The following is an 18981-nucleotide window of genomic DNA, read 5'->3' as shown; positions in this document are numbered from 1 at the left end:
ACCCCTCAGTTCCCCAGCTCCGCCGGGCGACCCGCCGACTTGGCCTGCTTCCGGGTCAGCTTCGCGTGGATGATCAGCCGCTCGTAGTTGTCGAACTTGGGGTTGCAGGTGGTGAGGGTGAGCATCGCCGTGGTCGGCCGCGCACTGGGCTTCCCCGGCACCGGGGCCACCACCTCCACCTGCGTCGGCGTGACGATGTGGTTGCGCGTCACCTGGTAGACGTACCAGTTGTCGCGGTCCTCCACCACGATCGTGTCGCCCTCGTTCAGCTCGTCGAGCCGCCAGAAGGTGGCCCGGTTGCGGTGGCCGGCGACGGAGAAGTTGCCGACCTGGCCGGGCAGGGCGCTCTTCGGGTAGTGGCCGGGTGCGTACCGGATGTCCTTCTGGGTGACGCCCTCGACGACGATCCAGTTCTTGTCGAGCTTCGGAATGTAGAGCCCGGCGATGGGCCTGCCCTGGACCGGCGTCGGCGGTTTGGCGGACGCCGGCGGACCGGCGGACGGCGCGACGGTGGGGTCGCCGGTCGGGCCCCAGGCCTGGGCAAGCTGCTGGCTGAGGTCGTTCTGATGGGCGTCGACGATCGCCGACTTGCCCCAGACCTCGTACCCGGCGAACAGGAGCACCACCAGGCCGAACGTGATGAGCAGTTCCCCGGTGACGCGGATGCCGCCGCGCAGGCGGGAGCCGAGCGTCGGACGGGTCAGCTCCGAGTAGACGCTCTTGTAGCCCTCGCCGGTCTGCTCTGGGCGCAGCTTGACGACCCGTTCGCCCCGGCGCGGCGCGGGCGGTTCCGGGGGGCCGCCGTCGCCGGCCGGCTCCTCGGTGTGGGGCGGGCGGGGGACGGCTCCCATCAGGGCGGTGAAGTCGAGCGCGGGCGCCGGCGGCGTACGGCGAGGCACCGCCGGGATCAGCGCGGTGGCGTTCGGGTCGCCGGACGGCGCCGGGGAGACGGGAGCGGAGTCGGTGCGCGGGTTCCCGCCGCCTCCGCCGGCACCCGGGCGCGCGGCCGTCGCGGCCGGGATGATCGCGGTCGGGGCGTCACCGGGCCGGCCGGCCCGGTCGCGGGGCGGCCGCGGGGCCTCGCGGTCGACGCCGGGGCCGGCGGTGACCGGCCGTACGTCGTTTCCGGGGCGTGGCCGCTCCACCGGCCGGGCCGCGTCGCCGGGGGCCGCGGGCCGCTGCGGGGCCGGCTCGGGCGGGACGGACGGCACGGGGCCGGGCTGCGGGGGCGTGCCGGGGCGGGCGGCCTCGGGACGGTGCCCGAACGGGTCGGGGCGGGCGGCCTCGGGGCGATGCCCGAACGGGTCGGGGCGTCGCGTGGCGTCCTGCGGCGGGGGAACCGGTGCGGCCCCGGTGCCGGGCCACCGTGGCGGGGCGGCGTGACCGGGCCCGGGACCGCCGGCGAGCGGGGACGGGCGGTCCGGTGCGGGCGGCCGGGGCGGCACCATCGGCTCGGGCCATCGTCCGGCCGGCCGGTTCGCCGTGTACGGCGGTGCGCCGGACGGCTGCGGTGGCTGGTTCGGCGGGGGGCCGGGAGCCGCCGGCGGGTGCTCCGGACGGTGGGGGTCGCGGGTCGGGCGGTCGACCTTGCGAAGGAACGCCGTGGGCTCGTCGCTCCGGTCCCGGTGCCGGCCGTCCCGATCGTCCCACCAGTCGTCCGGCGTCCGGGTCACCTGGGCACCGTCGCGGAGCGCAGGGCCGTCGAGCCATCGAACGCCGGCACCGTGACGGTGGAGATGGTCTCCGAGTATCCGAGCTTGTAGGTGTCGACCAGGTCCCTGAACAACCGGACTCCCTCAGACTCGGCGAGGGCCCGCGTGAGGGCGGCGGGATCACCGATCGCTACGATCTTGAACGGAGGGGAGTACACCCGGCCGTGCAGCAGCAGGGTGTTACCGACGCAGCGTACCGCGCTGGTGGCGAGCACGCGGACGTTCATGATTGACATGGCCTCCGCGCCGCCGGCCCAGAGCGCGTTCACCACGGCCTGCACGTCGCCCTGGTGGACGACCAGGTCGTCGTTGGTCGCCCCGGCGGGGAGAGTGCCGTCCCCGCGGCGCGGGGCGTCGTTGAGTTCCACGGTCACGCCGGGCCCGGTGAGCGCGGTGAAGCCGGCCGCTTCGCGGCTGGCCGCCGCCCGGTCCTGCTGCTCCTTGATCGGCCCGTCCGATTGGGCGAGGGCGGTGGTGCGGCCCTCGACCTCCTCGCGCAGCGTGGCGGCCTGCTGCTCGCTCGCCGCCACCTCGTCCCGGCGGTCCTGGATGAGCTGGTTGAGCTGGGGGCGCCGGTCCTCGCGCAGGGTCGTCCCCCCGGCGGTGGTGGCGGTCGTGGTGAAGAGCAGCCCGGCGGCTGCCGCGATCAGCGGCACGCCGATCGACCATCCGGGGCGTCGTCGCCGGGGGCGCCGCAGCAGCGCCGCGCCGGCCCGCCGGAGGGCCTTCTGCCAGGAGGCCGCGCCGGATGTGTACTCCACGGGGCGTTCCTTCCCCTCGTCACGTTGCCGACCTGTCCCGGCGACACCGCCGGCCGGCGACCCGTCCGACCCCCGATCGGGGAGGTCCGAGCACCGGAGAAGACCCTTTCGTGGCTTGGACGGGTCTTCGGGACTACGCTAGCTGTCGAACATTATTGGCCAAGGACCGTCGCCCTCGCGCCCGGTTGTCAGGCCGGACGAGGTCGTCACCCCCTCTGGAGAGCGTCGTGCCCAAGTCTCAGGTCCGCAAGAAGAAGGTGTACACCCCGCCGACGGACGTACGTCCGACGGCGACGGCGGCGACGCGCAAGCCTAGCCCGGTCTGGCTGCCCATCACGGCGGTCGCGCTCATCGTCGTCGGCATCGGCTGGCTGGTGGTCTACTACCTCTCCGAGCAGGAGTACCCGGTCATGTCGTGGGGTTACTGGAACCTCGCGGTGGGCTTCGGCGCCATGGTCGCCTCCCTGATCCTGCTCTCGCGCTGGCGCTGACCTCCCTGGATCTCCCCGTCCCGGTCGATGCCGGGAGGAACCACGTCACTCGGCACGGCCCCTGCCCGGCAGCGCCGGGCGGGGCCCCCTATGGTGTGCGCAGGGCGGCGTGGCCGAGGTGCGAGAAGACTCACGTTACCGCTGGGTAACCTTGCGCGTAGGCTGCACTGCATGACCGAGCGGAGCGAGGTCATCGACCGGTCCGGTCGAGGGTGCGGCAGCGGCGATCCGCCGACCGCCCCCTGATCCGGGAGCCGGTCGCCGAGCCGCTCGACGCAGCAGCAGACCGGGGAGGGCCGACTCGATGGGCAGCGTCCAGATCGTCACCACGATCGTCGCGGCCGCCATCACCGCCGTGGCGGTGTGGCTCGCCGTACGCGCGGTCATGAAGATGACGGCAGTCATCCGGCTGGGTCAGCCCGACCCGACGCGCTTCGGCGACAAGGCCACCCGGACGAAGACCATGCTGGCCGAGACCGCCGGCCACACCCGGATGCTCCGGTGGAGCGTCGTGGGCGCCGCGCACTGGTTCGTGATGGTCGGCTTCATCGTGCTGTCACTGCTCGTGCTCGAGGCGTACTTCGAGGTCGTCTCGCCCACCGGCGGGCTGCCGCTGGTCGGCGGGTGGGCCCTCTACGGCCTGGTCACCGAGTGGCTCGGCATCCTCGGCATCGTCAGCATCCTGGTGCTGATCACGATCCGGCTGAGGAACCGCCCGACCCGGCCCGGGGGCAAGTCCCGGTTCACCGGCTCGACCATGTGGCAGGGCTACTTCGTCGAGGCCATCATCCTCGCCGTCCTGATCATGGGCTTCCTCATCCGGGGCTTCAAGGTCGCCACCGACCACTTCGAGTACCCGGTCTGGGCGGCCCCTCTCAGCCACGCGGTCGGCGGCCTGCTGCCGAACTGGGACGCCGGCGTCAGCGTGGCCGCCGTCATCAAGATCGTGATCTCGATGACCTGGCTCATCGTGATCTCGCTGAACGTGACCATGGGTGTCGCCTGGCACCGCTTCCTCGCGTTCCCCAACATCTTCTTCAAGCGCAACCCGGGCCGGAAGGGCTCCGGCCTCGGCGCACTGAAGCCGATGACCAGCAACGGCAAGCCCCTCGACTTCGAGGAGGCCGACCCGGAGAAGGACCAGTTCGGCGTCGCGCAGGTCGAGCAGTTCACCTGGAAGGGTCTGCTGGACTTCAGCACCTGCACCGAGTGCGGTCGCTGCCAGTCGCAGTGCCCCGCGTGGAACACGGGCAAGCCGCTGTCGCCGAAGCTGCTGGTGCTCAGCCTGCGCGACCACGCGTACGCGAAGGCCCCCTACCTGCTGGCCGGCGGTGGCAAGGACCTGACCGGTGAGGAGAAGGCGACCGCCGCGCAGCTCGCCCACCTGGACGTGCTGGCGCTCGCCGAGGCCGACAAGCCGCTGATCGGCACCGCCGAGGAGAACGGCGTCATCGACCCGGACGTGCTGTGGTCCTGCACCACCTGCGGCGCCTGCGTCGAGCAGTGCCCGGTCGACATCGAGCACGTCGACCACATCGTCGACATGCGCCGCTACCAGGTCCTCATCGAGTCGAGCTTCCCGTCCGAGGCCGGCGTGATGCTCCGGAACCTGGAGAACAAGGGCAACCCGTGGGGCGCCCCGCAGAACACCCGCGAGGACTGGACCAAGGGCCTGGACTTCGAGGTGCCGCGGGTCGGCGAGGTCGACGACTTCGAGTACCTGTTCTGGGTCGGCTGCGCCGGCGCCTTCGAGGACCGGGCCAAGAAGACCACCCGGGCGGTCGCCACGCTGCTCAACGAGGCCGGCGTCTCGTTCGCCATCCTGGGTGAGGGCGAGACCTGCTCCGGCGACCCGGCCCGCCGGATCGGCAACGAGTTCGTCTTCCAGATGCTCGCCCAGCAGAACGTCGAAACCCTGAACGAGGCGTTCGAGGGCCGTGAGAAGAGCAAGCGGAAGATCGTCGCGACCTGCCCGCACTGCTTCAACACCCTGGGCAACGAGTACGGCCAGCTCGGCGGCGAGTTCGAGGTCGTCCACCACACCCAGCTGCTGGCCCACCTGGTCGCCGCCGGCAAGCTGACCCCGGTGCAGCCGGTCGACGGCGGCGTCACCTACCACGACCCCTGCTACCTGGGCCGGCACAACCGGGTCTTCGCCGCCCCGCGCGAGGTGCTGGGCGACGCCATCAACGGCGAGATCACCGAGATGCCGCGGAACAGCGAGCGCTCCTTCTGCTGCGGCGCCGGCGGTGCCCGGATGTGGATGGAGGAGCGGATCGGCAAGCGCATCAACGTGGATCGGGTCGAGGAGGCCATGGCCACCGGTGCGAAGACCGTCGCGGTCGGCTGCCCGTTCTGCTCGACGATGCTGAACGACGGCGTGAACGGCAAGGGCGCCGGCGAGCAGGTCGAGGTGGTCGACGTGGCCAGCGTGCTGCTGCGCTCGGTCAAGCCCCAGCAGGCGCAGGGCGAGAAGGCGAGCGAGCCGGTCGCCGGCTGACACGTACCGCTTCGGCGGCGGCACCCGACGGTGCCGCCGCCGTCGTCGTCTCAGGACGTGGTCGGGACGATGACGGCCGCGGTGGCGGCGGAGTTCGCCAGCAGGAGGGCGGCCCGGGTCTCGGTGTCGTATCGACTACTGTCACCGCCCCCGACGTCGTGCACCCGCTGTAGGCGGGCGGTCGCAGAGCAGTGATGGGGACGTTGGCCGTCTTGATTCCGTTACGGACGTTCCCTAATGTGGGTCGTCGGCCGCTGTGGATCGTCTGCCTCGCCCCTCTTCCCCGTCGCGAGGCGCCCGGCGGTCAGGTTGCAAAAGGAGTCGGTGCCGGTGGCAACCACGCCCCCTCGTCGTCCCGTCCCGGGACGGTCCCGCCGCCCGGGCGGCCTGCGCCGGGCCGTCCACCGTCTGCTCACCCTGGTCGCCGCCGTAGCCATCGGTGCCGGCGCGCTCGCCGCACCCGCGTACGCCGAGCCGTCGGTGGACGAGATCGAGGCTGCGATCGACAAGCAGTGGGAGCGGTTGGAACCCACGATCGAGCAGTACAACAAGGTCCGGGCTCAGCTCAAGGTCAACAAGAAGAAGTCGGACGACCTGCAGAAGAAGATCACGCCGCTGGCTCTCGAGAGCGAGCTGGCGATGAACCGGGTGGGCGACCTCGCCGCCCGGTACTACATCACCGGGCCGTCCCAGGAGATCGGCGCCCTGCTGGTCAGTGGCAAGCCCGATCTGCTCGGCGAGCAGGTCACCATGCTGGACCGGCTGGCCGCCCAGGAGCGCAAGGAGCTCGAGGGCGTGCTGGCGGTGCGGAAGAAGTACGACGACCAGAAGCAGAAGCTCGACGCGCTGATCGCCACCCAGGAGGCGCAGCAGGCCGAACTGGCCGCCCGCAAGAAGCAGATCGACGCCGAGATCAAGCGCCTGCAGGCGTCGCTGCCCAAGACGACGGTCAAGGTGACCGGCTGCCCGACCATCAACGGCGTGGTCAGCGAGGCCGCCCGGATCGCCATCAGGACCGCGTGTGCTCAGGTCGGCGACCCGTACGTCTGGGGTGCCACCGGGCCGAACTCGTTCGACTGCTCCGGCCTGACCCAGTACGCGTACAAGGCGGCCGGCATCTACCTGACGCACTACACCGGGGCGCAGTGGAACGAGGGTCGAGCCGTGAGCCGATCCGAGGCGCGCCCTGGTGATCTGGTCTTCTGGCCCAGTCACGTCGGCCTCTACCTCGGCAACGATCTGATGGTGCACGCGCCGCGGGCCGGCAAGCCGGTGCAGGTCGCGAGCATCAACCGGATGGGTCAGACGATCAAGGGCTTCCGTCGCCCGGGCTGATCCACAGTGAGTTCGACGCGGCCCCGGTCATCGTGACCGGGGCCGCGCGCCGTCTCCGACTCAGTGGGCGTACGGGTGGGTCCGGCGCGGGCTCGCGCCGGCCGCTTGTCAGCGGGTCGGCCAGGTGCGCCAGCTCTGCCAGGAGCGGCTCGGCGTCGGCCCGCGCTGCCCCTGGTACCGCGAACCGTAGACCGCGGATCCGTACGGGTGCTCGGCCGGCGAGGAGAGGCGGAAGATGCAGAGCTGGCCGATCTTCATGCCCGGCCACAGCGTGATCGGCAGGTTCGCCACGTTCGACAGCTCCAGCGTCACGTGGCCCGAGAAGCCGGGGTCGATGAAGCCGGCGGTCGAGTGGGTGAGGAGCCCGAGCCGGCCGAGCGAGCTCTTGCCCTCCAGACGACCGGCGAGCTGGTCGCCGAGCGAGATCACTTCGAGCGTCGAGGCGAGCACGAACTCGCCGGGGTGCAGGACGAACGGCTCGCCGTCCGGCACTTCGACCACCGACGTCAGGTCGTCCTGCTGTCGCGACGGGTCGATGTGTGTGTACAGGTGGTTGTTGAAGACCCGGAAGAGCTTGTCCAGCCGTACGTCGATGCTCGACGGCTGCACCAGCGTGGGGTCGAACGGCTCCAGCGCCAGCGTGCCGGCCTTGATCTCGGTGACCAGGTCGCGGTCGGAGAGCAGCATCGCACCACCATAGCGAGCACGACGGTCGAGTCTGGTGTCGGCGTGCTGTTCGTACATTTGTTCGATAGAATGCCGGCATGGCTTCCTGGTCCGAATTCGCCGCCGACGAGCCCCGCCTCGCCGACGGGATCCGCCGTCTCCTCCAGCAGTACGGGCCGGGTCTGGCCTACCTGGCCACGGTCCGTGCCGACGGCGGGCCCCGGGTGCACCCGGTCTCTCCCGTCGTCACCGAGGAGGGCCTGTTCTGCTTCGTGATCGACTCGCCGAAACGGCGCGACCTGGAACGCGACGGGCGCTACGCGCTCCACTCCTTCCCCGCCGAGGACAGCGACGACGAGGCGTACGTCGCGGGCCACGCCCGCCCGGTGACCGATCCCGCCCGGGTGGCCCGCCTGGCCCAGCTGCACCGCGCCGCCTCCCAGGTGGACTGGCGGCTCTTCGAGTTCACCGTCGACGTCGCGATGCTCGCCCGCCACGACTCCGCTGGCGGGCTGGGGCGGCCCGCCGTCCAGGTCTGGCTCGATCCGGGCGCCCGCCGCGCTCCGGACGCCCACGTGGCGCTCGCCCGCCGGGCGGCCTGAGTCCTCGGGTTCGGCCCGGAAAACGCCGGTGCCGGCTCCGAGGTTCGGAGCCGGCACCGGATCGGGTACGCGGGGAGCTACTTGGCCCGGTACGCGTTCCAGGCGGTCAGCATGCGGCTGGCCTGGCCCGGCGTGAACTGGTACATGCAGTCGTCGTACGTGTAGTCCATGAAGTTGGTGATCGGGTCCAGGCCTGGCGCGGTGCAGGTGTCGCGACCCGTCGGGCACTCGAAGGCCGGGGAGGCCTCGGCCGGGGTGTCGCTGACGCTGTCACCCGAGCCGCCGCACCCACCCTGGAAGGTGTGGTAGAGGTTCAGCCAGTGGCCGACCTCGTGGGTGCCGGTGTCGCCGCGGTTGTAGTTGGTCGCGCTGCCGCCGGGCAGCGACTCGCTCAGCACGACGACGCCGTCCATCTTGTCCAGCGACCGCTTCGGGAAGGTCGCCCAGCCGAGCAGGTCGTCGCCCAGCGCGCCCAGGTAGACGTTGAGCGTGCTCTTGCCGCCCGTGCGCAGCGAGGTCTTCATCGACCGCTCGGCCGAGGAGCCCTGCACGATCGGGTACCAGCTCGGGTTGGTCACCCGGTTGATCTTCTGAAGCGAGAAGGCGAAGGCCGTGGACGCGCCGCCGGTCGCCCCGCTGAACGACTGGTTGAGCACGTTGATCTGCGAGGTGATCATCGAGTCCGGGATGTTGCCGCCGGCGCGCGTGCTGTCCTCCTGGATCACGTGCACCACCACCGGAATGGTGATCGACGCGGCGGCGGCGGTGGTCTGCGAGCGCAGGCCGTTCCGCTTGGCGCGCTCCTGCACCAGGTCGGCCAGCTCGGCCTCCCGCGTGTGCACCTGGGCGAGGGTCAGCTGGTTCGGGTCGTGCTTGGTCACACCACCGGGGCGCTTCTTGGACTTCGCCAGGGCGCCGGCCGGCTCGCACACCTCACTCGCCGCGGGGGCGGCGAGCGGCGTGCTGGCGGGGGCGGCGGTCGGCAGGAGACCCACCGTGGCGACACCGAGGAGCAGGGCGAACGACGTCGACGCGATGCCGGCGTTACGACGAGTCAGCAGGTTGGGACTGAGTCCCATGGGCCCACCTCTTTCTGGCGGCGCGGCAGGGGGTGTGTCGCGCCGTGGCTGGAAACGTGTGGCAGACGTTACAACCCATCGACAGATTTGAGAACGGCCATATGTTGCCGGGAAGAAACTTTTTCCTGTCATGGGTCGACTCATGATCGATGTTCGAGGGGCTGCTGTCCACCCCGTCCCGACCCCCGGGCGCGCCCGCTCGGCGGCACCGGCCGTGTCGCCAGGTACCTGGGTGCACGGAGGGCGCGGCCTCAGGTACAGTGGTGCCGCCTGCGGGTGTAGTTCAATGGCAGAACATCAGCTTCCCAAGCTGACAGTGCGGGTTCGATTCCCGTCACCCGCTCCACGATCGAGGCCCTGGCCAGGACGACAGTCCCAGCCAGGGCCTTTCGATGTTCCAGGATCAACGATCATTCGGCGTGCCATTGGCGTGCCATCAGCCCCGGTCGGAGGAGGGGCATCTTGCATGCGAAGCTGACCCGGGACGAGGCGGTTGTCCTCGTCGAGCGGATCATGCGGCTCGACTATACGGACGACGCCTAGCTGAACGACGGGCTGTCGACGTCCTGCCGCTCTGATCTTCTTCTCATCCCAAGGCCCTCCGTCGGTCTCCGCCTGTTCCCAGCGAGGCTTGCGGCGACTCGTGACGACCATTGGCAGGGGTGCTAGCGTGACGGACCCCGAAGATCATGAGATGAGTGGTAGGGCCAGGGCTCCAGGGAACGGGTGCGATGACCGAGGACTTTTACTGCGACGAGGCACTCAGTGGCCGTACCGAAGTGACCGTGGTGGTGGAAACCGAGGACGTGTTGGCCTTCGAGCACACCCGGCCCTTCTGGCCGGTGCATATCGTGGTGGTGCCGAAGCGTCACGTGCCATCCCTGGTGGACCTGGGTGATGCCAGCCAGGATCTCCTGCAGCGCGTCGTCGAGGTGGTCCGCCAGGTCGCCGCCCGCGTCGAGCGCGAGCAGGGTGCCTGCCGGGTGCTGACCAACCTCGGCCGGTACCAAGACTCGAAACATCTGCACTTCCACGTCTGCAGCGGAGCGCCTCTCCGGCCCGACACTGCTTAGGACCGGCGACGTGCCATAAGCGTGCCATTGGGCCCAGCCGGGGCCTTCGATGTTCCGCCGGCCACAAACGCCTGACGGGCCATCCACGGGCCACCAGGCACGATCCCTGACGGGGCGGTGCCTGGCTTCAACTCCGAGGAGCCCCGGCAATGGGCCTCTAGCAGACTGCATCACTGGGCTTCGCCACGCACCGAGAATGGACTTTCTTGATCTACCAGATACGCCGCATCGCCGCCGGAGAATGGCGGCAGTTGAAGTCCATCCGGCTGGAGGCACTTCAGGACGCACCGACCGCGTTCAGCACGCCACTCGCCGAGGCGACCGCCTTCAGCGACACCGTCTGGCAGCAGGAGGCGGCCCGCGAAGCCGACTCCGCCTCGTCAGCGACATTCGTTGCCACCGACGAGGCAGGCGATTGGGCCGGAATGGCTGCCGTCGCGCCGCTTGCCGAAGTCCCCGACCACGCCCACGTCCACGCGGTCTACGTCACCCCGGCGCACCGCGGCCCGGCTGGACCCGCCGTCGCCCTGATGGCTGCGGCGATCCGCTTCGCCAGCGACCACATCGACGTGGCGTCGTTGACCCTGGGCGTACACGAGGGCAATCCCCGGGCCCGGGCGTTCTACCGCAAGCTCGGGTTCACCGAGACTGGCAAGGCGATACCCTATGCCCTGAACCCGTCCCAGAAGGTGCACATCCTGGGCTACCAGAACTTCCGCAGCGCGCGGAGATGATTGAGTCCCATCACCCGCAGCGTTTCCTGCGCCCGCCGCCGACCCCGGCGGTCTGCGGCCGCTCCATCCGAAAGGCCCCGGGTAAGGACGCGAGTCCCAGCCAGGGCCTTCGATGATGCTGCGGTCAGTACACCCTCATCCGTCGCGGACGGTGCGGGAAGCCTCCACGTGTCGGTCAGCCGGCGAGCTGGTCGCGGCGGCGGGTGAGGTAGGCCCGCTCCGCGGGGTTGCCGGCGAGACCGATGGCCCGGTCGTACGCCGCCCGCGACTCGCCGCCGCGCCTGAGTCGCCGCAGCAGGTCGGCGCGCGCCGCGTGGAAGGCGTGGTAGCCGTCGAGAACCTCGGCAAGCCGGTCGATCTCGGCGAGCCCGACCGCGGGGCCGTCGACCTCGGCGACCGCGACCGCCCGGTTGAGCCGCACGATCGGCGAGGGGTCGAGCAGCATCATTCGGTTGTAGAGGGCGACGATCGTGGGCCAGTCGGTGTCCCGCGCGGACGGGGCATCCGTGTGCACCACGTTGATCGCGGCCTGCAGCTGGTAGCGCCCGGGTGGGGCACCGCCGGGCGTCACCGCCGCGAGCCGCTCGCGGACCAAGGCGTTGCCCTCGGCGATGAGGGTGCGGTCCCATGCGCCGCGGTCCTGCTCGTCGAGGGTCACCAGCTCCCCGGTGCGGGACACGCGCGCCGGCCGCCGGGCGTCGGTGAGGAGCATCAGGGCAAGCAGGCCGGCTACCTCGCCGTCGTCCGGCAGGAGAATTCGGAGCAGGCGGCCCAGGCGGATCGCCTCATCGGTGAGGTCGACGCGCACCGGGTCGTCCCCCTCGCTGGCGAGATAGCCCTCGTTGAAGACGAGGTAGACGACCGCCAGCACGCCGGCGAGCCGCTCGCGGATGTCGTCGGCCCGGGGCACCCGGTAGGGAATGTGTGCCGTCCTGATCTTCGCCTTGGCGCGGGTGATCCGTCGCGCCATCGTGGTCTCCGGCACCAGAAAGGCGCGGGCGATCTCGGAAACGGTGAGGCCGCCGAGCAGACGCAGGGTGAGGGCCACCCGGGCCTCCATCGCGAGCGCCGGGTGGCAGCAGGTGAAGACCAGTCTGAGCCGGTCGTCCTCGACCGGGCCGGTCGGATCAGGAGGGGTGTCGTCGTACACGAGCTGGGCCTCCTGGTGTTTGGCGTCGCGCTGCGACTCGCGACGGAGCCGATCGATTGCCTTGCGGGTCGCCGTGGTGGCGAGCCATCCGCCGGGATTGGGCGGTACGCCCTCGCGCGGCCACCGCTCAGCAGCCGCTACGAACGCCTCGGCCGTCGCTTCCTCGGCGACGTCGAGGTCGCCGAAACGGCGCGCGAGGCCGGCGACCACCCGTGCCCACTCCTCGTGGTGGACACGGGTGATCGCCTGCTCCACGGTGGGGCCGGTCACGGTGCCAGCAGCGCGGACGGCACCGGGCTCAATTCTCCCCGGAGCCGTCACGCCGGGCCTCCCCGGGACCTCGGAACCGGTGCACCTCCTGCGGCCAGTCGAGCACGGTCGCGAGCCGGCCGGCCCAGTAACGCGCCGCCGCGTCGTCGGGCACGTCCACGACGGCGAAGCCGCCGAGGTGCTCCTTGGTCTCGACGTACGGACCGTCGGTGAAGACGGGCTTGCCGTCGACCGGCTCGACACTGCACACCGCGGTGGACCGGTCGAGCCCGCCGTTGCTGAAGATCAGGACACCGGCGGCCCGCATCTCCTCGATCACCGCGCGGCCGGCCCTGCCCTTCTCGCGCAGCTCCTCCGCCGTGTGGTCGGGCACCCACTCATCGTTGAAGGTGATCAGGTACTCCGTCATGGTCGTCTCCTCTCGGTCCCCGGACGAGGGCCCCTCCCGACTCCTCGTGTCCGGCGGCCGGCCGGCCGCCGCACACTGGTTCCACGAACGGCTGCGCCTCGATACGACACCATCCCGGAAATTCCTCTCCCTCGCAGCCCCGGGGGCGTGGCGACTGAGGAAAGGACCGACCTCGTCCTTCGCCGCGGTCTTTGGCACCCAGCAGGGGGAATGAGCCGCTTGAGAGGCGCCTACTGTGGCCCCGTGGACGATGATCGCGTGCGCCCGTCGCTGCTGGCCGGCTTCTGGTCCTTCCTGGCGGGCGGCCTGGTCCTCGTGGCCGTGATCGTGGCACTGGATCCGATCACCCGCCGAGAGGAGTGCCCGAACTACGGGGCCGCCGGCAACGCGAGCGCCTTCGCGGATCCGGTCTGGGACCTGTACCTGCCGTTGATGGCCATCGCATGGATCAGCTTCGTCGCTGTGGAGCAGACCCTTCCGGTCACCCGACGCCACCGCAGTAGGGCGGCCTGGGCGGCCCGGGCGGCTGCCGCGCTCGTCCTGGCCGTTGTTGGTTCGTGCTGCCTGGTCGTGCCGCTGGGCATCGTCTGCCACTGACGGCACGGCGACCGGCAGCAGTCCTCATGACTGTGAGCCTCGCGATTCGTCACGTCGGTTCGACGGGTAGCCACAGCTCGCAGGTCGCGGTGCTGAAGTCGTCCGCGCGCTCCAGGACCGCAACGATCGAGGGACCCGGCCGCAGACGCCACGGGTTGGAGGGGAACCATTCGGTCGCAGTCGCGGCCCAGGTCGTCTGCAGGGCCTGCGGATGGGGCCCGGCGGTGCGGAAGACGGCCCACATGCCGGCCGGCACCTCGATGACGTCGAGATCGTCGGGGGCCGGGCTGTCCCGGTCGACGGCGACCCCGTGCAGGTAGGTCAGCTCGCTGCCCTCGGTGCCGTCCGGGTCGAGGTCGTCGCTGACCTGCAGCAGGCCTCCCGGCTCGGCGTCACCGAGGGCCTTCAGCCGGACGTGCTCCTCCGGCGGCAGTGCGGTGATGTGCCGCTGGATGTGCGGGTTGACGCCGTGGTGGATCAGCGGAACCCGCGCTGCGTGTCCGACGAGCCGGAACGCGGGGCGGTCGACGATACGGGTGTCCATGGCAGTGCTCCCTTCGACGGTCAGGCGGAACCTGAGCTGCGACTGTGTGCGAAGGGGGCCTCCGTCGCGGCGAACGTCACCGGGGCCGGCGCCGTGGACCGCCCGGAACGCACGGCCGAACGCCTCGGTCGAGCCGTACCCGTGCCGGACGGCGATGCTCAACAGGTCGTCCTCGCCCCGGACGACGTCGGCAGCGGCGACGGTCATGCGGCGCCGACGCACGTACTCCGACAACGGCATGCCGGCCAGCGACGAGAACATCCGGCGCAGGTGGTACTCGGTCGTGCCGAGCGCGGTGGCGAATCCGTTGACGTCGAACTCTTCGGTGAGGTGCTTCTCGACCAGGTCGACAAGCCGGTTGAGTGCCGAGATCACGAGGCCTCCCTTCGCCGTCAAGCCTGGTTGAACGACCCCGGGCCGCGCCCGACCGCTGCGGTCCGATCCGATCACACGCCTGGCTGCATGAGTCGGATCTTCCGGTCGAGGATCCGCACCTCGTCCTGCCCTCCGTCAACCGGGGGGTCGAAGCGGTACGTGAACACGTGGCAACGCGACGGGGTCCGGAGGATCGGCCGGACCCCGTCGGGGTCGCGACCGGCATCAACTGGCCGGACGCCCTCGCCGGTGGTGCGCTGATGGACCTGCTCAACGGCCCGCTGATGCTCACGCCGGGCACGGCCACCGACCTCGGTCTCGACGCTCTCCACCTGCTCGGTCAGTCCGCCGGATCCACCCGGGAGGTGCTGATCTCCGGCGGAGCAGGGGTGGTGACCGATCGGCAGCGCGACCAGGCCCGGTACTGGATCAGCGGGCCGCTCGGCGCAGGGTTCGTCAACAACCCGACCGGCCTCGCAGCGGCGCGGGTCTGCGCGCGGCGGGCACGCAGACCGCTCAGCCTCGTACCGCCGAGGAGGCGGCCGAGGCCGCCAGGACGGCGCGGGTGGGCCTCGACGCCCTGCGCTGATCGCTTCATCAGAGAGGAAGGGCCCGGCCGTGGTGCGGCCGGGCCCTTCCTCGTCGGAGACTCCTCGTTGGTCGGGCGACGGCTAGGGTGTGATCATGCGGATCGGCATCGTGATCCTTCCGGACCAGCGTTGGTCGGAGGCCGCGCGTCGCTGGCGGCGGGCCGACCAGTGGGGCTTCGACCACGCGTGGACGTACGACCACCTCGGCTGGCGGGACCTGGTCGACGGGCCGTGGTTCGACTCGATGAGCACGCTGACCGCCGCGGCGACCGTGACCAGCCGGATCCGCCTGGGCACCCTGGTCGCCTCGCCGAACTTCCGACACCCGGCCGCCTTCGCCCGCCAGGTCACCGCCCTCGACGACGTGTCCGCCGGGCGGGTCCTGCTCGGCCTCGGCGCGGGCGGTATCGGGTTCGACTCGGCCGTGCTGGGCGGGCAGACCCTGCCGCCGCGTCAGCGGGTGGACCGGTTCACCGAATTCGTCGAGCTGCTCGACCTGGTGCTGCGCGAGGACGGTACGACGTGGCACGGCGACTGGTTCGCCGCGGTCGACGCCCGCAACAATCCCGGCTGCGTGCAGACCCCGCGGGTGCCGTTCGTGGTCGCCGCCAACGGTCCCCGCTCGATGCGGCTGGTCGCCCGCTTCGGCCAGGGTTGGGTCACCACCGGCTCGGGCGGTGACGACCTGGACACCTGGTGGGGCGGCGTGGCTGACCTGGCCGCCCGGATGGACAAGGTTCTCGCGGCGGCCGGCCGTGACCCGGCCACGCTCGACCGGTATCTGTCGCTGGATGCCGCGCCGGTGTTCTCGCTGCGCAGCGCCGACTTCTTCGCTGAGCAGGTGGACCGCGCCGCAGCGCTCGGCTTTACGGACGTGATCACCCACTGGCCCCGGGAGAGCAGCTGGTATGCGGGGGAGGAAGCCGTCTTGGTGGACGTGGCCACGCGCCTCCTACCCGAGCTGCGCGGTGCGACTGCGTGAACGCGCCGTTACGTGCCGAGGTCGCCGGTGGTGATGCCGCCGTGCCCGGCGGAGACCAGCCGGAAGCGGACGCACACGATCGCGGTGTCGTCGTCGACGGGCGTGCCGGCCCGGGCCCAGAAGCGCTGGTGACCGGCCCGCCACTCCTCGAGCGACGCGTCACCCTCTCCCTCCGAGCGGGCGAAATCCCAGGAGACCTGGGCGAAGCGGACCACCTCGACACCGGTGACCTGCACGACGGCGACCAGCCCGTCGTGGTCGTCGACGAGCGCCAGCCGCTCACCGACGTGCTCCAGTTCCTCGCCCTCGCGCTCGTACTCGCTGAGCAGCCCGGCGGTAGCCTGCTTCACTCCGGCGAGCACGAGCGTGTTCAGGTACGTCCGCAGCTCTCCGGGCGTGCCGAGGTCGAGCGTGCGCAGTCCACCGATGCGAGGCCACATCCTGCCGAGGCTACCGGCGGCCGCCGCCCCAAGCCGGGCCGGTGCGACGGTACGGTGACGGATCCGCGAGCACAAGGCGAACATGGCGGATCGGCGGGTAGCGCTCATCCGGGTCGGGGCTACGACACGTGGTACGCGCTCCCTGGCCGCGGAGCGCGGCTGCCCGCCGTCTGGCTGACGTCGTTGCTGCACCGTCCCGAGGTGGTCGACGCCCTCGATCGGGCCACCGCGCCCTTCCTGCTGGTCGGCGGCACCGCCGACTCGTCCTGGACACGGTCCACTCGCCCGCCCGGCTCACCCCGTACGTGGTCGAGATCGCCGACGCCGACCACTCCCTGATCGTGCCGGGGCCGTTGGCCCGCTCCGCCGAGGCGCTCGGACGGGTCTGCACCGCCCTTGAGGACTTCCTGGCCGGACGGGCGCTCGCGCACTGACGACGCCATCCGCCAGAGGTGCTGGAGCAACACCCGCCCCGACAACGCGACGGGGCCCGGCCGATCGGCCGGGCCCCGCTGCTGTAGCCGGTGTCAGCGATGCTTTTCGGCGAACCGCTTCGCGGCAGCCTCCGCGGCCGCCTTGAAGTCCGCCACCGTACGCGGAGTATCGGCCGCAGCCGCTCCCCGCTTGGCGGTGACGTCCTGGGCGCCGGTGGTGGCGCGCCGCACGTCCGTCGGGTTGCCGGCGGTGCTGAAGCCGGCGGGACCGCTGATGGTCAGGCCGAGGCCGTCCCGCTGGATGTCGTTGAGCACAGCGGAACCACCGAACATGATGCCGGTGTGGATGGAGCCGGCGTGCTCGTCGCCGACCTCCCACATGTAGTAGCCGACCTGCGCGCCGTTGCCGGGGGCCAGCACCAGCGGGGCGTCGAGCGACGCCATCAGGGCGCCACCCGAGAGCGCGTCCGGCCAGTTGCCGCCGGTCGCCACGCCGAGGTGTTTGTAGCCGCCGAAGAAGACCCACGCGACCAGCGCGGCCGTCTCGTAGCGATCGGTGCCGACCAACGACGCCGGCAGGTAGGCCTGGGTCGCCAGGTCGGCGGAGCCGCCAACGCTGAAGATTCCGGTGCTGTCCGGCAGTGCGTCGAGGTAGGACTTCGTCGCCGGGGTGAGGCCGCCGCCCTTGGTCAGCACCACGACGGCGGAGACGCCCTTGCCGGGCAGGTTCTGCGCACCGGCGGCGGCACCGGCGGCGAGCGCGTCCGGGAAGTTGGCGCCGGTCGCCGCGAGCACCATGTCGGGCGTCGGGTCGATGGCGTTCGCGATGGAGATCGAGGTGGCGTAGCGGTCGGCACCGGAGAGCCGTACGGTCGGGAAGCCCAGCGCCTTCACCTGGTTCTCGACGGCGGTCGAGAGCGCGCCCGTCCCGCCGAGCAGGTAGACCGTGCGGCCAGGCGCGAGGACCCGGGTGAGCTCGGCGGCCGTCGCCGGGTGCAGCCCCGCCGGCTTGGTCATGAGCAGCGGGCCGTTCTTGGCGGCGGCGAGCGCCGACCCACCGAGCGCGTCCGCGAAGTTGTCCGACCGGGACAGGACCACGGCGTTGGCCTTGGCCCGCGCGTCGGAGGCGTTGCTGTGGGTCGCCCAGTGCGACTGGGAGATCGCCGTGGCGGTGGTGAACCGCTCCGACCCGGCGAGCCGGACCACCCGGTCCTTCTTGGCGGGCCGGTAGTCCGGCACCCCGGAGAGGCCATTGACGACGGTCGGGGTGGCGCCGGCGGTGGTCGGCGCGGTCGCGATGGCCGAGCCCTGCGCGAAGGCGACCTGCGTGCCGTCGGCGTTGAGCACAGGGTCCGACTTGGCGGATCCGCCGGAGGTCACCTGGACCTCGGTGCCGCCGGCCGCGTTGGCGGTCCACACCTGGCCGCCGCGGATGAAGGCGACCTTCTGGCCGTTCGCGGAGATGGTCGGGCTGGCCGCGTCCGTGGCGATCAGCGTGAAGTTGCTGCCGTCCAGGAAGCCAATCTCGGGCGTGCCGCTCGGGTTGCCGCCAGCGTCGCTCTGCCGCTGCACGACGATCCGCTGGCCGCCGTTCGTGTCGGGCTCCAGGTAGTGCTTGCCGTCGTTCGGCGAGCGCCGGACGGACCCCCAGTCCTGGCCGGCAAGGGCTTCCTGGATCTGCCACTGGCCTCCGGCGGCCCGCTCGGCCCAGATCACGGTGGAGCCGTCACCCACCCACTCCGGGGTGGCGCGCTCGACCCCGTCGAAGTTCTGGTCGATCGGGTAGACGATCGCGGCCCCGGCCAGCGGGGACTTGCCGATCGTCGCGACGTCGCCCTGGTCGTTGATGAAGACCGCGCGACTGCCGTCGGGCGACCAGGCCGCGTCCGAGATGGTGTAGCCATCCTCGGAGACGATCGGGGCGCCGCTGGTGGTAGCGATGGTGAACGTGCCGTTGCTCGAGGTGAGGACACCGCTCGGGCCGTGGGTCGCGTATGCGGCGTTCGCGCCGCCGAACAGCGTGGTGGCGCCGATGGCCAGCAGCGTGGCGCACGCTGCCGAACGGCGCGACAGGGAGGATCGAAGCAAGGAAGCTCCTCGAGATCGATTCGCGCCGCAGCTATGGGATCGGGGGCCGGAGAACGGCCGGGGCGGCGCCGCTTCACTGTAGAGGACGTGGGCCAGCCCGCGCTGTCCCACGTCGCGGAACCGGCCAAGACCGACCTGCGGGCGCCGCG

The 18981-nt window shown here is 71.2% G+C and carries 18 protein-coding genes, 1 tRNA gene and 1 pseudogene; 11 read left to right on the top strand and 9 right to left on the bottom strand.

The window, feature by feature from the left end:
- Positions 1 to 5: 5 nt before the first annotated feature.
- Both GKC29_RS03940 and GKC29_RS03935 read right to left on the bottom strand, forming a co-directional pair.
- Positions 6 to 1673, bottom strand: coding sequence for a class E sortase (locus tag GKC29_RS03940; RefSeq protein ID WP_155329527.1), 1668 nt, complete (start codon positions 1671 to 1673; stop codon positions 6 to 8).
- A complete protein-coding gene (locus GKC29_RS03935) occupies positions 1670 to 2473 on the bottom strand; it encodes a DUF881 domain-containing protein (RefSeq protein WP_155329526.1) in 804 nt (267 codons plus the stop codon). Before GKC29_RS03935 ends, GKC29_RS03940 begins: the two co-directional genes overlap by 4 nt.
- 227 nt (positions 2474 to 2700) lie before the next feature.
- Between GKC29_RS03935 and GKC29_RS03930 the strand changes: the two genes are divergently transcribed.
- The 3 genes from GKC29_RS03930 to GKC29_RS03920 all read left to right on the top strand — a co-directional run bounded on the left by GKC29_RS03930 (position 2701) and on the right by GKC29_RS03920 (position 6799).
- Positions 2701 to 2964 carry a cell division protein CrgA gene (locus tag GKC29_RS03930; protein WP_155329525.1) on the top strand — a complete coding sequence of 88 codons (264 nt, stop codon included), beginning with the start codon at positions 2701 to 2703 and terminating at the stop codon, positions 2962 to 2964.
- A 304-nt stretch (positions 2965 to 3268) separates the two neighbouring features.
- The gene (locus GKC29_RS03925; RefSeq protein ID WP_155329524.1) at positions 3269 to 5464 is read left to right on the top strand and encodes a (Fe-S)-binding protein; all 2196 of its coding nucleotides are present in this window, start codon (positions 3269 to 3271) and stop codon (positions 5462 to 5464) included.
- Between the two features lie 324 nt (positions 5465 to 5788).
- Entirely contained in the window at positions 5789 to 6799 is a 1011-nt protein-coding gene (locus GKC29_RS03920) for an NlpC/P60 family protein (RefSeq protein ID WP_230688909.1), read from the top strand.
- 108 nt (positions 6800 to 6907) lie between these two features.
- Here the strand turns inward: GKC29_RS03920 and dcd are convergent, their stop codons facing one another.
- Positions 6908 to 7486, bottom strand: a complete 579-nt coding sequence (dcd, locus tag GKC29_RS03915) for a dCTP deaminase (protein WP_155329522.1) — start codon at positions 7484 to 7486, stop codon at positions 6908 to 6910.
- 77 nt (positions 7487 to 7563) lie between these two features.
- Between dcd and GKC29_RS03910 the strand changes: the two genes are divergently transcribed.
- On the top strand, positions 7564 to 8067 hold the full coding sequence (locus GKC29_RS03910; protein ID WP_155329521.1) for a pyridoxamine 5'-phosphate oxidase family protein: 504 nt from the start codon (positions 7564 to 7566) through the stop codon (positions 8065 to 8067).
- 77 nt (positions 8068 to 8144) lie between these two features.
- On the opposite strand, the gene GKC29_RS03905 is transcribed toward GKC29_RS03910, so the two are convergent.
- Complete coding sequence (locus tag GKC29_RS03905; protein ID WP_155329520.1) at positions 8145 to 9146, bottom strand: zinc metalloprotease; 1002 nt, start codon at positions 9144 to 9146, stop codon at positions 8145 to 8147.
- 272 nt (positions 9147 to 9418) lie between these two features.
- Between GKC29_RS03905 and GKC29_RS03900 the strand changes: the two genes are divergently transcribed.
- The 3 genes from GKC29_RS03900 to GKC29_RS03890 all read left to right on the top strand — a co-directional run bounded on the left by GKC29_RS03900 (position 9419) and on the right by GKC29_RS03890 (position 10953).
- A tRNA-Gly gene (locus GKC29_RS03900) sits at positions 9419 to 9492 on the top strand.
- A 385-nt stretch (positions 9493 to 9877) separates the two neighbouring features.
- Positions 9878 to 10219: an HIT domain-containing protein gene (locus tag GKC29_RS03895; protein WP_155329519.1), complete on the top strand. Its 342-nt coding sequence runs from the start codon at positions 9878 to 9880 to the stop codon at positions 10217 to 10219.
- Between the two features lie 206 nt (positions 10220 to 10425).
- Positions 10426 to 10953, top strand: a complete 528-nt coding sequence (locus tag GKC29_RS03890; protein ID WP_196255799.1) for an N-acetyltransferase — start codon at positions 10426 to 10428, stop codon at positions 10951 to 10953.
- A 175-nt stretch (positions 10954 to 11128) separates the two neighbouring features.
- Here GKC29_RS03890 and GKC29_RS03885 read toward each other — a convergent pair whose 3' ends face one another.
- Complete coding sequence (locus tag GKC29_RS03885) at positions 11129 to 12373, bottom strand: RNA polymerase sigma factor (RefSeq protein WP_155329517.1); 1245 nt, start codon at positions 12371 to 12373, stop codon at positions 11129 to 11131.
- A gap of 28 nt (positions 12374 to 12401) precedes the next feature.
- Entirely contained in the window at positions 12402 to 12782 is a 381-nt protein-coding gene (locus GKC29_RS03880) for a YciI family protein (RefSeq protein WP_155329516.1), read from the bottom strand.
- Between the two features lie 243 nt (positions 12783 to 13025).
- Between GKC29_RS03880 and GKC29_RS03875 the strand changes: the two genes are divergently transcribed.
- Complete coding sequence (locus GKC29_RS03875; RefSeq protein WP_230688908.1) at positions 13026 to 13379, top strand: hypothetical protein; 354 nt, start codon at positions 13026 to 13028, stop codon at positions 13377 to 13379.
- 49 nt (positions 13380 to 13428) lie between these two features.
- Here GKC29_RS03875 and GKC29_RS03870 read toward each other — a convergent pair whose 3' ends face one another.
- On the bottom strand, positions 13429 to 14298 hold the full coding sequence (locus tag GKC29_RS03870) for an AraC family transcriptional regulator (protein WP_155329514.1): 870 nt from the start codon (positions 14296 to 14298) through the stop codon (positions 13429 to 13431).
- Between GKC29_RS03870 and GKC29_RS30475 the strand changes: the two are divergent.
- Both GKC29_RS30475 and GKC29_RS03860 read left to right on the top strand, forming a co-directional pair.
- Positions 14286 to 14687, top strand: a pseudogene (locus tag GKC29_RS30475) (cell wall-binding repeat-containing protein); the annotation flags it as partial. The gene GKC29_RS03870 and the pseudogene GKC29_RS30475 overlap by 13 nt on opposite strands.
- A gap of 289 nt (positions 14688 to 14976) precedes the next feature.
- Complete coding sequence (locus GKC29_RS03860) at positions 14977 to 15870, top strand: LLM class flavin-dependent oxidoreductase (RefSeq protein WP_155329513.1); 894 nt, start codon at positions 14977 to 14979, stop codon at positions 15868 to 15870.
- A gap of 8 nt (positions 15871 to 15878) precedes the next feature.
- Here GKC29_RS03860 and GKC29_RS03855 read toward each other — a convergent pair whose 3' ends face one another.
- On the bottom strand, positions 15879 to 16310 hold the full coding sequence (locus GKC29_RS03855; protein ID WP_155329512.1) for an ASCH domain-containing protein: 432 nt from the start codon (positions 16308 to 16310) through the stop codon (positions 15879 to 15881).
- Positions 16311 to 16615: 305 nt separating this feature from the next.
- Between GKC29_RS03855 and GKC29_RS30260 the strand changes: the two genes are divergently transcribed.
- On the top strand, positions 16616 to 16744 hold the full coding sequence (locus GKC29_RS30260) for a hypothetical protein (protein WP_255456162.1): 129 nt from the start codon (positions 16616 to 16618) through the stop codon (positions 16742 to 16744).
- Between the two features lie 93 nt (positions 16745 to 16837).
- Here GKC29_RS30260 and GKC29_RS03845 read toward each other — a convergent pair whose 3' ends face one another.
- Positions 16838 to 18832 carry a cell wall-binding repeat-containing protein gene (locus GKC29_RS03845; protein ID WP_196255798.1) on the bottom strand — a complete coding sequence of 665 codons (1995 nt, stop codon included), beginning with the start codon at positions 18830 to 18832 and terminating at the stop codon, positions 16838 to 16840.
- Positions 18833 to 18981 lie beyond the last annotated feature (149 nt).

Source organism: Micromonospora sp. WMMC415, assembly GCF_009707425.1.
Classification (GTDB): domain Bacteria; phylum Actinomycetota; class Actinomycetes; order Mycobacteriales; family Micromonosporaceae; genus Micromonospora.
The sequence above is the reverse complement of the archived record's forward strand: the minus strand, read 5'-3'. Positions and strand labels throughout refer to the sequence as shown.